The sequence below is a fragment of the Micromonospora sp. RTBAU3-60 genome (genome assembly GCF_054963695.1).
Window position 1 is genome coordinate 86,085 of the sequence record NZ_JBUEGB010000018.1, and the last position, 13,365, is coordinate 99,449.

The following is a 13,365-nucleotide window of genomic DNA, read 5'->3' on the forward strand; positions in this document are numbered from 1 at the left end:
AGCGGGCCCGCCCGCGTCAGTCGGCCCCACGAGGGTGGAAGTCGCCTTCAGGTCCACGAGGGTGCGGGTCGCCACCAGCGATGAGCTGAGCGAATCGTTTACGTCATCAAGTTCGTAGCGGCTGGGGAGTCATCTCTCGACGCGCGGGCTGACAGCCCCCGGGGCAGGGGCCGCAACGGCGACGGGCGCCGCACCCCAGAGGGTGCGGCGCCCGTGGCGCGGTGTCGGCGGCGGGTCAGCGCCGGTCGAGGTTGCCGGAGGTGTCCTCCTGGTAGCTGGCGCCACCGTTGGACTCGCTGGTCAGCGGCTTGGCGCCACCCTCCGGTGGGCCGGCCAGGCTCTGCCCGGCGGCCAGCTCCGGGAACTTCAGGTCGAACGCCGGGCGCTCGGAGCGGATCCGCGGCATCCGGTCGAAGTTCCGCAGGGGCGGCGGGGAGGAGGTGGCCCACTCGAGCGAGTTGCCGTAACCCCACGGGTCGTCGACCTCGACCACCGGACCGGCCTTGTACGACTTCCAGCAGTTGTAGATGAACGGCAGGGTCGAGATACCGGTGATGAACGCGCCGAGCGTGGAGATCGTGTTCAGCGTGGTGAAGCCATCGCCGGGCAGGTAGTCGGCGTACCGCCGGGGCATGCCCTCGTTGCCCAGCCAGTGCTGCACCAGGAAGGTGGTGTGGAAGCCGATCATGGTCAGCCAGAAGTGCACCTTGCCCAGGCGCTCGTCGAGCATCCGACCGAACATCTTGGGGAACCAGAAGTAGATGCCGGCGAACACGGCGAACACGATCGTGCCGAAGAGCACGTAGTGGAAGTGCGCCACCACGAAGTACGAGTCCTGCAGGTGGAAGTCCAGCGGCGGGCTCGCCAGCAGCACACCGGTCAGACCACCGAAGAGGAAGGTCACCAGGAATCCGACGGAGAAGAGCATCGGCGTCTCGAAGGTGATCTGGCCCCGCCACATGGTGCCGATCCAGTTGAAGAACTTCATACCGGTCGGCACGGCGATCAGGTAGCTGAGGAAGCTGAAGAACGGCAGCAGCACCTGGCCGGTGGCAAACATGTGGTGCGCCCAGACGCTCATCGACAGGGCGGCGATGGAGATGGTCGCGGCGACCAGACCCTTGTAACCGAAGATCGGCTTCCGGGAGAAGACCGGGATGATCTCGGAGATGATGCCGAAGAACGGCAGCGCGATGATGTAGACCTCGGGGTGGCCGAAGAACCAGAACAGGTGCTGCCACAGCATCGGGCCGCCGGTGGCCGGGTCGTACACGTGGGCGCCGATCAGCCGGTCCGCGGCGAGCGCGAAGAGCGCGGCGGCCAGCAGCGGGAAGACCAGGATGACCAGCAGGCTGGTGACCAGCATGTTCCAGGTGAAGATCGGCATCCGGAACATGGTCATGCCGGGGGCGCGCAGGGTCAGGATCGTGGTGATCAGGTTGACCGCGCCGAGGATGGTGCCCAGACCGGAGATGGCCAGGCCGACCACCCACATGTTCCCGCCGACGCCCGGCGAGTGCTCGCCGTTGCTCAGCGGCGTGTACGCCGTCCAGCCGAAGTCGGCCGCGCCACCGGGGGCGATGAAGCCGGCGGTGGCGATGGTGCCGCCGAACAGGTACAGCCAGTAGGCGAACGAGTTCAGGCGGGGGAACGACACGTCGGGCGCGCCGATCTGCAGCGGCACCACGTAGTTCGCGAAGGCGAACACGATCGGTGTCGCGAAGAACAGCAGCATGATCGTGCCGTGCATGGTGAAGAGCTGGTTGTACTGCTCGGGCGACAGGAACTGCAGGCCCGGCCGCGCCAGCTCGGCGCGCATGATCAAGGCCATCAGGCCGCCGATCATGAAGAACGCGAACGCGGTGACCATGTACATGATCCCGATCTGCTTCGCGTCCGTGGTGCGCAGCAGCCGCGCGATGGCCGACCCCTTGACCGGCTGGCGGACCGGCCAGGGCCGGGTCACGACCGGCTTGGGTGCGACGGTGGTCACGAGTGGCCTCCGGTTCTGGGTTGTCCCGCTCGGCACGCGCTGGTCATCTGCGCAGCCGTCATCCGCAAGGAGGATAGTCCCCGGCAGGTGGCACCGCCTCCGGGGGTCGGCGGCTACGATCACCGCCGCCCGGCGGCGGGCGTCAGAGCGGGCCCACGAGAAGCCGGTAGTGCTCCTGGAAGATGCGCCCGCCACGACCACGCAGCAACGGGTCGCGCAGCGCGGGCGACACGTCGCGGGTCCGGTTGCGGTCCCGGGTCCGGTCCCGCACCCAACGGGTACGCGGCCGCCGCCGGCTCTCGTACGCGACCAGCGCGGCATCCACGTCGCCGGCGGCCTTCAGCGACTCGGCGAGCACCACGGCGTCCTCAAGCGCCATGGCGGCACCCTGGGACAGCGTCGGCGCGGTGGCATGAGCCGCGTCACCGACGAGCAGCACCCGGCCGTGGAACCAGCGCCCCAGCTCGACCTCCTCGGTGATCTCGGCGTGCACGCCGTGCAGCGCGGCGAGCACCTCGGGGACCGGGCCGCCGTAGTCGCCGAACAGCTCGTGCAGCCGGGCCAGGGGGTCGGCCGGGACGGTGGTGCCGGCCTCGTCGGCGTAGCAGTGCAGCCGCCCGGCGCCGATGGGCACCACCAGGAAGCCGGCGCGCTGGCCGAGCAGGGCCGTCCAGTCGGTGACCCGCGGGCCGTCGCGGACGATGGCCCGGTAGACCACCTGGCCGGCGGGGCGGGGCGGGCCGCCGAGCGCGGCCAGGGTACGCACCGCGGAGTGCGGCCCGTCGGCGCCGATGACCAGGTCGTACTCCGCGCAGGTGCCGTCGGTGAAGCCGACGGTGACGCCGTGGGCGCGCGGCTCGACGGCGCTGACCTCGGCACCGTGCCGGACCGCGCCGCCGGCGCCGGTGAGCAGCACTCGGTGCAGCTCGGCGCGGGGCAGTGCCCGGCACTCCCCGACGCCGGCCCACAGGGCGTCGAGGTCCACCTCGCAGAGCGGGGCGCCGGACGCGTCGAGGAACCGCTGGCGGTGGATGACCTCGCCGAGCGGGCGCAGCGGGCCGTCCAGATCGAGCCGGCGCAGCGCCCGGGCCGCGTTGCCCGGCAGGTAGAGACCGGTGTCGGCGCGCTCGGTGGGCGGCAGTTTCTCCGTGACGTCGGGCCGGAACCCCGCCAGCCGCAGCGCTCGGGCCACGGCGAGACCGGCGATGCCTGCGCCGACGACGAGGATGCGCAGGGGTGAACCACCCATGGTGGGGTACGCCTCCGGAGGGGTTCGGCACGCGTTGGAGGCACGACACTACTCGCCGCAACCGAGGGACGAAAGGGCCCATTGGCCCTGACGGGCCCGCTCGTCGGCGCGGGCGCACGATCCCACCGGCAGGAGTCCCACGCCGACCGGGGGAAGTCGGGGGCGGTTGCGGTCAGCCGCCGAGGGCGTCGATGTCGCGCATCTCCTCGGCGGTGAGCGAGAAGTGGAAGACATCGGCGTTGGCCCGGATCCGCTCCGGGGTGACCGACTTGGGGATCACCACGATCTCGTGGTCGATGTGCCAGCGGAGTACCACCTGCGCCGGGGAGACGTCGTGGGCCTGGGCGATGCGCACCAGCACGGGGTCGGAGAGGTCGCTGGTCTTGAACGGGCTGTAGCCCTCCAGCACCACGCCCCGGTCCCGGTGGGCGGCGTGCACCCGCCGGTCGTACAGCGTCGGGCTCCACCGGATCTGGTTGACCGCCGGGGTCTCCTCGGTGGCCTGGATCAGCTCGTCGATCTGGCTGGTGCTGTAGTTGCTCACCCCCACCGTGCGGGCCAGGCCCTCGTCCCGGGCGGCCAGGAACTCCCGCCACATGGGGATGCTGTCGCCCGGGGATGCCGGCGGCCAGTGGATGAGCCACAGGTCGACGTAGTCGGTGTCGAGGGCACGCAGGCTCGCCTCGATGGTCTCCCGCTCCCGGCCCGCCCGCTCCGGCGGCAGCTTGGTGGTGATGAAGACGTCCTCCCGGCGCAGCCCGCTCTCCTTGACCGCCCGCCCCACCTCCTGCTCGTTGCCGTACATGGTGGCGGTGTCGATCATCCGGTAGCCCGCGTCGAGGGCGGCGAGCACGGCGTCGTAGCCGGCCTGGCCGGTGGCCTGCCAGGTGCCGAACCCGAGCAACGGGATCCGGACGTCGCCGGAGAGCGGGACGGTGGGCTGCTGGTCAACACCTGTCATGGCGGCTGTTCTACCCCTGATCGGGCCCACCATGCCGGCGACCCGCCGGAGGGCGGGTCGGGCGGCGACGGCGGAAACGGGACGATCCGCCCCGCGACACCCCTGCGGATCACCTCGGCGTACCGGACAATGCGGGAGTGGCTGACCGGCTGGAGGAGTACCGGCGGAAGCGGGACGCGGCGCGTACCCCGGAGCCGGTGCCGGAACGGGCCCCGGAGCGGAAGCGGACCTCCCGGCGCAAGCCCCGCTTCGTCATCCAGCAGCACCACGCCCGCAGCCTGCACTGGGACCTGCGGCTGGAGCACGACGGCGTGCTGGCGTCCTGGGCGGTGCCGCGCGGCCTGCCCCGCGACCCCGGCCGCAACCACCTGGCCGTGCACACCGAGGACCACCCGATGGAGTACCTCACCTTCCACGGCGAGATCCCGGCCGGGGAGTACGGCGGCGGGAAGATGACCATCCACGACACCGGGACGTACCGCGCGGAGAAGTGGCGCGACGACGAGGTGATCGTGGTGCTCGACGGGAAGCGGACGAAGGGCCGGTACGTGCTCTTCGCCACCGGGGGCCGGGGGCGGGACTGGATGGTCCGCCGCACCGGCCCCGCTCCGGAGGGCTGGGCCCCGATGCCTGAGCTGGTCCGCCCCATGCACCCCACCCCCGGCAAGCGCCTGCCGAAGGACGAGACGGCCTGGGGGTACGAGCTGCGCTGGGGCGGGGTGCGGACCGTCGCGTACGTCTCGGGCGGCCGGCTGCGGCTGCTCGACGAGTCGGACGAGGACGTCAGTGGGACATACCCGTGGCTGCGGGCGATGGCCGAGGAGTTGGCCCCCACGGAGGCCGTGCTGGACGGGGTGCTGGTCCGGATCGACCCGGCCGGGCGGGTGAAGGCGCCCACGAAGCGGGACGGCCAGTTCCTCGCCGTCGACCTGCTCTGGCTGGAGGGCGTGACCACCCTCGACGTGCCGTACGCCCAACGCCGCGAGCTGCTCGACGGTCTGGCGCTGGCCGGGAAGCACTGGCAGACTCCGCCGTGGTTCCCGGGAGTCGGCGCGGACGCCCTGCGGACCGCCCGCGAACAGGGGCTGCCGGGAGTGGTGGCCAAGCGCCTCGACTCCCCGTACGAGCCGGGCCGGCGCAGCCGGCACTGGCTGAGCATCGACCCGAGCTGAGGATCACGATGCACCTGACGCACCTGGACTGCCCGCGCTGCGGCCGGGAGCATCCGGCGGACAAGCTGCAGAACCTGTGCGAGTGCGGGTCCCCGCTGCTGGCCCGCTACGACCTGGCCGCGGTGGCCGCGTCGATGACCCCGGAGCAGTTCGGCCTGCGGCCGGCCGACCTGTGGCGCTACCGGGAGCTGCTGCCGGTGGCCGACCAACGCTTCGTGACCACGCTGGGCGAGGGCTGGACGCCGCTGCTGCGCGCCCCCGCGTACGGCGACGAGATCGGCATCCCGGACCTGATCGTGAAGGACGAGGGGCTCACCCCGACCGGGTCGTTCAAGGCCCGGGGCGCGGCGGTGGGCGTGAGCCGGGCCCGGGAGTTGGGTGTCGAGCGGATCGCCATGCCGAGCAACGGCAACGCCGGGGCGGCGTGGGCGACGTACGCGGCCCGGGCCGGGATGGGCGCGACCATCGCCATGCCGCTGGACGCGCCGACCATCTGCCGGCGGGAGTGCCTGGCGGCCGGGGCCGACCTGCGGCTGGTCGACGGGCTGATCAGCGACGCCGGCCGGTGGGTGGCCCGGCTGGTCGCCGAGTCGGGCGGGCGGATCTTCGACGCCGGCACGCTGCGCGAGCCGTACCGCCTGGAGGGCAAGAAGACCATGGGGTACGAGATCGTCGAGCAGCTCGGCTGGCAGGTGCCCGACGTGATCATCTATCCGACCGGCGGCGGGGTGGGGCTGATCGGCATCCACAAGGCGCTGCACGAGCTGCGCGAGCTGGGCTGGGTGGAGGACCGGCTGCCGAAGCTGGTCGCGGTCCAGTCCACCGGCTGCGCGCCGATCGTCCGGGCGTTCGCAGCCGGGGAGACACGGGCCACACCGTGGCAGGACGCGCAGACCGTGGCGTTCGGCATCACCGTGCCGGCCCCGCTCGGCGACGAGCTGATCCTGACCGCGCTGCGGGAGAGCGGCGGGACCGCGATCGCGGTGGACGACGCGGAGATCCTCGCCGACCTGCGGGACTTCGCCGCCCGGGAGGGGCTGCTGCTCTGCCCGGAGGGGGCGGCCTGCCTGACCGCGGCCCGGCAGCTGCGGGCCGGGGGCTGGATCCGGGCCGGCGAGCGGGTGGTGGTGCTCAACACCGGCGCCGGGCTGAAGTACCCGGAGACGGTGGACGTCTCCGGCGTGCCGATGGTGTAAGGAGGGGCACCTTCTTAACCCTTCGGGTGGAGCAGGGTTGACAGCCGCCTCAGTCGGTGGTCGGGTCGGTCAACCGCCAGGCCGCGTTGATCAGGCCGATGTGCGACAGCGCCTGCGGCATGTTGCCGAGTTGCGCGCCACTGTCCAGGTCGATCTGCTCGGCGAACAGGCCCAGGTCGTTGGCGTGGCCGAGGACCGTCTCGAACAGCGCCCGGGCCCGGTCCGGTTCCCCGGCCATCACCAGGCACTCGACCAGCCAGAACGAGCAGAGCACGAAGCCCGCCGGGTCGGTGTTCCAGCGCCGCACCAGGCCGTCCTCGGTGCCCAACTCCCGTTCGACCACCTCGATGGTGGAGCGCATCCGCGGGTCCGTGGCGGGCAGGAAGCCCACCACCGGCAGGAACAGCGCCGAGGCGTCCAGCTCCGCCGAGCCGAACGCCCCGGTGTACGCGCCGATCTGGTCGTTCCATCCCTCGCGCAGCACGGTCTCGCGTATCTCGTCCCGGATGCCCGCCCAGCGCCGCGGGTCGGCCCGGTCCCCGAGCTGCGGCGCGAGCTGCACCGCCCGGCGCAGCGCCGCCCAGCAGAGCACCTTGGACGACAGGTAGTGCCGCTCGACGTCCCGGGTCTCCCACATGCCCCGGTCGGGCAGCCGCCAGGTCGCGACCACCTGCTCGGCCAGCCCGACCACCATCTCCAGCAGTTCCGCGTCGAGCGTCTCGCCGAGGTAGTGGTGCAGCCGCCAGACCGCCGAGATCACCTCGCCGGGCACGTCGAGCTGCCGCTGCCGCCAGGCGTCGTTGCCGACCCGCACCGGCCGGCTGTCCGCGTACCCGCGCAGGTGCGCGCAGTCGTGCTCGGAGAGGTCCCGTTCCCCCTCCAGCCCGAACAGCACCGGCACCGGCTGGTCACCGACCCGCCCGATCGACCGGGCCGCCCAGGCGAACAGGCGCGACGCCTCGTGCGGGCAGGCCGCCACCCAGAAGGCCCGCATGGTCATCGAGAAGTCGCGCAGCCAGGCGTAGCGGTAGTCGTAGTTGCGGTCGCCGCCGATCTGCTCCGGCAGCGAGGTGGTCGGCGCCGCGGCGACCGCGCCGCTGCGGGCGTACGTCAGGCCGGTCAGCACGGTCGCGCTGGCGCGGACCGGGTCGGGGTAGTGGCCCGGGTAGTGGTGGCTCTCCCGGTACGCCTCCCACGCCTGCGCCGTCTCGTTGAGCGTGACGACCGGGTCGAGCCGGGCCGGCGGATCCCCGTAGACCGGGGCGTACGCCAGGTCGAAGCCGATCTGCTGGCCGGCGGCCACCTCGAAGGTGTGCCGCACCCGGTCCCGGTCGGTGCGCAGCGCCTGCCCGCCGCCGCGCAGCGTCAGGGTCACCGGTCCGGCGGCCGCCAGCACCCCGCCGTCCGGCTGCTCGTGCAGATACGGGGTGAGCAGCCCGTACTCGGGTCGCGGGGCGAAGTCGAGGTGCATCCGGACCCGCCCGGACAGCCCTTCGACCACCCGGATCAGCACGGCGGGTGAGTTCATCCCCAGTTCGTGCCCCCGGGCACCCACTTCGGCGGCGAGCGCGTCGGTCACCGCCACGCTCCCCTCCGGGGTGTGGTGGACGGTGCGCAGCACCAGGGTGTCCGGCCGGTACGCCCGCTCCACCCGGCTGTCGGCCAGCGGGGCGATCCGCCAGTGCCCGCCGGCCGGGTCGAGCAGGCGGGTGAAGACGGAGGGGGCGTCGAACCGGTCCGGGCACCACCAGTCGACCGAACCGTCGCGGCTGACCAGCGCCCCGGAGCGGCAGTCGGAGAGAAATCCGTAGTCGGAGATCGCCGGCTGGTGCACCCGCTGCGGGTACCCGGACCCGCCCGGTTCAGACCGCGCCGGTCACCCGGTGGGCGGCTCGTCCTGTCCGGCGGCCTCGGCCGCGTCGGCCTCCTCCTTGGTCCGGTGCACGGCCTGGTCGGCGTGCTCCGGCGGCCCGTACACGGTGTAGAGGACGAGCGGGTTGGGGCCGGTGTTGACGAAGTTGTGCTTCGTGCCGGCTGGTACGACCACCAAGTCGCCCGCGACGACCTCCTGCTTCTCCCCGGCCACCCGGGCCTCTCCGGTGCCGCTGACGAAGGTGAGGATCTGGTCGAGGTTCTCGTGCACCTCCTCGCCGATCTCTCCGCCCGGCGGGATGGTCATGATCACCAGCTGGGTGTGCTGCCCGGTCCAGAGCACCCGCCGGAAGTCCGGGCTCTTCTCGGCGACGGTCGCGATCGTGAAATGCTCCATGGCGGCCACATACCCGGTCGTACCCGCCGGTCACACCGGGACTCGCAGATGGTGGAATTTGCCACCAAGCCCGGGTTTGGATCCCCTCTGGACGGGCATCTGCTGCGTCAGGACCGGTGCATGCTGGGGCCGGTCGAGCCAGGTCCCCGCTGTCGTACCGCCGTACGGCTGCGGTGGTGGGAGACGGCCAGAGCGCGGCGACGTTACGACCCCGGTCGAGCGGCGCCGTGCGCTCGTCCCCGTGCCCGTTCCCGTTCCCGTCAGTCGTGGGTGTCGGCCACCGGTCGCCCGCCGACGCACCGCACCCGCAGCTCGTACTCGCCCCCGGGGCCGACGAACCGGACCTTGACGTGGTCGTCCGGCCCTCGTTCGGCTTCCTTCTCCCGGTAGCCCTGGGCGGGCGACCAGGTGACCAGACGGGCTCCCGCCGGCCCGCACTCCGCCACCGCCGTGCCGCCCGGGGTGGAGAAACTGCTCCGGACCCCGGTCGGGCCGCCGGTGGGCGGGGGACTCGCCGCAGCGGCGGTCGGTGTCGGACTCCCGGTCGGACTCTCGACCGGCCTCGGGGAGACCGGCTCGGGGGACGCGAGCGCCCGCTCGACCTCCTGCTGGTCGCGTACGCCGCCGGGGGTGCCGGCGATGCCCTCCCCGACCAGCCGGATCGCGCCCAACCCGACGAGGGTGGCGGCGACGGTGGCGGCCAACCACCCGACGGCGGCGAGGAGCTGACGACGGCCCATGCGCCGAGTGTCCCCGAGGGAAGGTTAAGGCCGGCACTGGGGAACGTTAAAAGAGTCGGCGCGGCTCCGGCGACGTTCTGCGGACAGGGCGGTGGCCGCCGACCCGGGGTCGACGGCCACCGCTTCCCATCGATGCTGGCTACCGCACGGATACGCTCTGCTTGTTGTAGTTCTTGCCGTCGCCGTCCGGCTTGTAGTTGCTCTCCACGTTGCCGGCGATGTCGATCGAGAACCAGTTGACGGTGGTGTTTCTCGCGACCGTGATGCTCTGGTTGCCCTCCCGCATGCCGGCCAGGGCCAGCTTCGGGGAGTTGTAGGTCGGCCGGCTGCCGTCGAGCGTGTAGTAGACGTTCGCTGGCTCGCTGGTGCTGAAGGTGAAGGACGTCGAGCCCGGTTCCTGCTTGACGATCTTCACCGTGCTCTTCGGCTGGATCTTGTCCGTCGCGTACGCCCGGGCGACCTCAAGGATGCCGATGTTGCCGTTGGCGAACTCCATCGCCTCCTCATGGCCCTCGGCGAACGGCGGCTGGAAGCCGACCGCGGTGAACCGCTTGGTCGTCGGGTTGTAGACGTCCGCGCCGACCTCGAAGTCCCAGCCGATGAGACTCCACGCAGACCAGCGGGGTCACCCACTCCCGGGCGTGCTCCTGACAGTAGAGGAACACCCCGACCTTCGAGCCGTCCCGGTGCTTGCCGATCCGCAGCACCTTCATCTGGAACGGGTCGCGGGACACGCTCGCCGGCGCCTTCAGGTTGTCAGTCAGCTTGGTGGCCGCGGCCGCGGCCACCACACCCGCGCCGGCGTTACCCCGGTAGGTGCTGGCCGTGAGCAGCGTGGCGGCGTCGGCGTTGCCGTTGACCGCGGCGACGACCTGTGCCGCGGTGCTGCTGATCGCGCCGGAACCGTTGGTGGCCAGGCTCACCGTGACGGCCTTGCCGGACACGTTGACCGTCAGCGGGGCGTTCGCCGCGCCCGGGTTGACCAGCGACATGGTGATGTCGTTGCCGCCCTCGGAGCCGTACGCCTTGGAGGTGACGTAGACGATGCTCGCCGAGGCGGTGCCGAACTGCGCCTGCGCCTGGCGCCGGTAGCCGTTCGTCTTGTACGGCAGGTCGATCAGCTGGGTCAGCTTCGGAAACTCCGCGGCCAGCGCGGTGAATCGCGCGGTGACCTCGGTCGGATCCATGTAGTGGTCGACGAAGTCCGACACGTACGGGTGCTCACCGGTGACCTTGCGCGGGTTGCCCAGCCACTTGCCCACGTCGACCGTGACCGAGCCGCCCTTGCTGCTGGTGATGGTGGCCCTGGCCGGCGCGGCGCCGATGGCGACCAGGTTGCTGAACCGGTGGTACACGTACTGGCCGGCGTCGGTGAACCGGGACATCGTGGCGGTGCCGCCGGAGCCGATCTCGGTGCCCGCTCCGCTGTCCCAACTCGCCGTCAGCACCGTCGTCGAGTCGGTGCCGGCGCTCACCTCGATGTTGAGGAAGAGCTGGTTGTCGAGGCTGACCAACTTGATTAGGAATCGTCGGTGATCCTAGGTTAGCCGTGTGGACGGTGGCGTCTCGCTTTGGGGCTGGTTCGGGGGAGATTCCGGTGAGGTGGGCCGGTCGTGATCGCGGGTTCTCCTGGATCGATGGCGGGGCGATGAGCCGGTGACCGGAAAGCTGCCGCTGGCTGAGGGCGAGGCCTCCCGCACCGCTTGCGCCCGCGCTTTGCTCCGATCGGGGGTGGACGAGGAGAGCGGTGAGGTTCTGTCGCAGGCAGTGCTTGCGCAACGTGTTGGCTGGTGTGCCGAACTGGTGGCGGGCATGGTCTCCGGCCTGTTGGCGGAGCGGTGGAACTGCGCGGATGTGGAGGTGTTGGCCTCCGGACACGACGCGGGTGGCCGGAAACTTCCGTCGAACGCGTGGATGGCGCTGCGTCGTCTGGGTTGGACGGTTACCGCGCCGGCGGGTGTGAGGGTCAATGACCGGATCGTGCGCGTGGCGCAGGAGCAGGCGGGGCGCATTCTGCGTTCGGCGTCGTGGCGTGCTGCATTGACCTCCGGGGTGCTGGCGACGTGGCCGGCCGATCCGAGTAAACGCACCGTGCAGGAGTGGGAGCAGGTTCGGGCGTCGATCCCTGGCGGGCAGCATCTGCCGTCGAGCGTCATCAAGTCCCGCACCCGGCAGGCCGCCAGGTTCCTTGCCGTCAATGGCCGGCTGCCGGTGGACGTGTTCGAACTTGAAGGCGTCCCGAGGGTCCCGCGGATGCTGCTGCTGGCCGCGTGTGACCGGCAGCAGGCCAGCATCGAACGCAGCGACACCGACCCAGCGAGGGTGTTGCTGCGCTTGCAGTTGCCCACGCGCCCAGACCCGAGAGCCTATGCAGATTGGACGTGGGTGGCCTGTCCGATCATCCTGCCGCCCACGGTCCCCGCCTCGGCGGTGCTGCACCTGCCCACCCTGCGCGTGACCGGCCGACAGGTACGCGCCGATCTCGCGTACACGCACGCCGTGCCGAAGGCCCGGCGCACCGGTCACACGGTCGCGGTCGGCGTGGACTGGGGCCTGAACACCCTCCTCAGCGCCGGGGCCCTGCGGCTCCACGAGGACGGGCGGGTCACCGCGTTGGGGGCCGGTGGCCAGTTCCGGGCCGCCGGCATCCTCGCCAAACAGCACCGCCTGCGCCGGCACGGTGAGCGGCTACACGCCAAAGCCGACCACTACCAACGCCTCACCGGCCGTGACGAGCGGCATCACCTCGTCGGCAAACTGGCGGTACTACGCGACGAGATCCGCCACGTCTCCGACCGCCGAACAAACCTGAACGCCGCGCTCGCCTGGGCCGCCGCCAGATGGGCCGTGGACCAGGCCATCGCCGCCCGGGCGACCGTCATCTACGTCGAAGACCTGCGGTCGATGGAAGCACGGGGCATGGGCGCCACCCTCAACACCCGCCTGTCCCAGCAGGTACGCGGGCAGATCGTCGACCGGATGCGGCACCTCGCCGCCGAGGCCGGTATCGCCGTCGTCACCGTCCCCGCTCGGAACACCTCGAAGCATTGCCCGCAGTGCTTGACTCCGCTGCAGCATCGCAAGGCCCCCGACAAGCCGACTGTGGCGGGTTGGAAGTGGGCGATCTGCCCCAACCAGTCCTGCCGCTGGCAAGGCGACCGCGACCACGGGGCATGGCGGCGCATCGCCGCCCGCGGCCTGACCCATCAGGCAAAGACCGTCACCGACAAGACCACCGGGCACATGGTCATCCGCGCCGTGGCCGACAAACTCGAAGCCGCAGCCGTCGTCACCCCGACCACGAAGACCAGCCGGGGGGACCGGTCGAAGACTGGCCCCACCCGGCGCAAGCCATCACGCCCCGCGCCCAGGCGACGCAGGGCACCCTCCCCCACCCGGCCTCACGGCTCGGCGGGTAAGCGTCCGGAGGGACACGCACCAACGGACCGGCCAAGGCTGCCCCGCGCAGCCCACCGACACCAGGGCGTGAACACGACCAGCACACCCACCACCGGCCACCGGCCACGCGGAGCCGCCCTGGGCGCAGGATTCCACCTGCACGCCCACGCCTCCCCACCACGGTGGGAAACGATCCCGGAAACCCAATCCGACTCAGGATCACTAAGCTGATCAGGGACGCTGGAGAACCACTCGGTCAGATCATCCGGGCCGGACTGTCCGCACCGCCAAGCCGCCGAGGCGACCAGCTTGAACCGCACGATTGACCGAACGAGCGCTCATTCGGTCCGCGCCGCGGCAAGCGGACGGAGGACTGACCGGGGCGG

Annotated in this window: 11 protein-coding genes; 3 read left to right on the forward strand and 8 right to left on the reverse strand. The window is 71.5% G+C overall.

From position 1 onward, the window contains the following. Positions 1–235 precede the first annotated feature (235 nt). From ctaD to ACY34I_RS19580, 3 genes are all read right to left on the reverse strand, one after another. On the reverse strand, positions 236–1,993 hold the full coding sequence (ctaD, locus tag ACY34I_RS19570; protein WP_462756414.1) for an aa3-type cytochrome oxidase subunit I: 1,758 nt from the start codon (positions 1,991–1,993) through the stop codon (positions 236–238). A 142-nt stretch (positions 1,994–2,135) separates the two neighbouring features. Continuing rightward, positions 2,136–3,242: an FAD-dependent monooxygenase gene (locus tag ACY34I_RS19575; protein WP_462756415.1), complete on the reverse strand. Its 1,107-nt coding sequence runs from the start codon at positions 3,240–3,242 to the stop codon at positions 2,136–2,138. A 172-nt stretch (positions 3,243–3,414) separates the two neighbouring features. After that, a complete protein-coding gene (locus ACY34I_RS19580) occupies positions 3,415–4,203 on the reverse strand; it encodes an aldo/keto reductase (RefSeq protein ID WP_462756416.1) in 789 nt (262 codons plus the stop codon). 137 nt (positions 4,204–4,340) lie between these two features. Between ACY34I_RS19580 and ACY34I_RS19585 the strand changes: the two genes are divergently transcribed. Continuing rightward, the gene (locus ACY34I_RS19585) at positions 4,341–5,375 is read left to right on the forward strand and encodes a DNA polymerase ligase N-terminal domain-containing protein (RefSeq protein ID WP_462756417.1); all 1,035 of its coding nucleotides are present in this window, start codon (positions 4,341–4,343) and stop codon (positions 5,373–5,375) included. An 8-nt stretch (positions 5,376–5,383) separates the two neighbouring features. Further along, a complete protein-coding gene (locus ACY34I_RS19590; RefSeq protein WP_462756418.1) occupies positions 5,384–6,571 on the forward strand; it encodes a threonine synthase in 1,188 nt (395 codons plus the stop codon). Positions 6,572–6,620: 49 nt separating this feature from the next. On the opposite strand, the gene ACY34I_RS19595 is transcribed toward ACY34I_RS19590, so the two are convergent. The 5 genes from ACY34I_RS19595 to ACY34I_RS19615 all read right to left on the reverse strand — a co-directional run bounded on the left by ACY34I_RS19595 (position 6,621) and on the right by ACY34I_RS19615 (position 11,094). Further along, positions 6,621–8,405, reverse strand: coding sequence for a glycoside hydrolase family 15 protein (locus tag ACY34I_RS19595; RefSeq protein ID WP_462756419.1), 1,785 nt, complete (start codon positions 8,403–8,405; stop codon positions 6,621–6,623). A gap of 42 nt (positions 8,406–8,447) precedes the next feature. Beyond that, the gene (locus ACY34I_RS19600; protein WP_462756420.1) at positions 8,448–8,840 is read right to left on the reverse strand and encodes a cupin domain-containing protein; all 393 of its coding nucleotides are present in this window, start codon (positions 8,838–8,840) and stop codon (positions 8,448–8,450) included. 260 nt (positions 8,841–9,100) lie between these two features. Then, the gene (locus ACY34I_RS19605) at positions 9,101–9,580 is read right to left on the reverse strand and encodes a septum formation initiator (RefSeq protein ID WP_462756421.1); all 480 of its coding nucleotides are present in this window, start codon (positions 9,578–9,580) and stop codon (positions 9,101–9,103) included. 139 nt (positions 9,581–9,719) lie between these two features. Continuing rightward, the gene (locus tag ACY34I_RS19610) at positions 9,720–10,076 is read right to left on the reverse strand and encodes a chitobiase/beta-hexosaminidase C-terminal domain-containing protein (protein ID WP_462756422.1); all 357 of its coding nucleotides are present in this window, start codon (positions 10,074–10,076) and stop codon (positions 9,720–9,722) included. 7 nt (positions 10,077–10,083) lie between these two features. Then, a complete protein-coding gene (locus ACY34I_RS19615; RefSeq protein ID WP_462756423.1) occupies positions 10,084–11,094 on the reverse strand; it encodes a hypothetical protein in 1,011 nt (336 codons plus the stop codon). A gap of 142 nt (positions 11,095–11,236) precedes the next feature. On the opposite strand from ACY34I_RS19615, the gene ACY34I_RS19620 reads away from it, so the two are divergent. Then, a complete protein-coding gene (locus ACY34I_RS19620; protein ID WP_462756424.1) occupies positions 11,237–13,210 on the forward strand; it encodes a zinc ribbon domain-containing protein in 1,974 nt (657 codons plus the stop codon). Positions 13,211–13,365: the final 155 nt, after the last annotated feature.

Coding starts and splice junctions, on each gene's coding strand:
- ACY34I_RS19575 (WP_462756415.1), bottom strand. CDS start 3,242: ATGGGTGGTTCACCCCTGCGCATCCTCGTCGTCGGCGCAGGCATCGCC.
- ACY34I_RS19580 (WP_462756416.1), bottom strand. CDS start 4,203: ATGACAGGTGTTGACCAGCAGCCCACCGTCCCGCTCTCCGGCGACGTC.
- ACY34I_RS19590 (WP_462756418.1), top strand. CDS start 5,384: ATGCACCTGACGCACCTGGACTGCCCGCGCTGCGGCCGGGAGCATCCG.
- ACY34I_RS19600 (WP_462756420.1), bottom strand. CDS start 8,840: ATGGAGCATTTCACGATCGCGACCGTCGCCGAGAAGAGCCCGGACTTC.
- ACY34I_RS19605 (WP_462756421.1), bottom strand. CDS start 9,580: ATGGGCCGTCGTCAGCTCCTCGCCGCCGTCGGGTGGTTGGCCGCCACC.
- ACY34I_RS19610 (WP_462756422.1), bottom strand. CDS start 10,076: ATGGAGTTCGCCAACGGCAACATCGGCATCCTTGAGGTCGCCCGGGCG.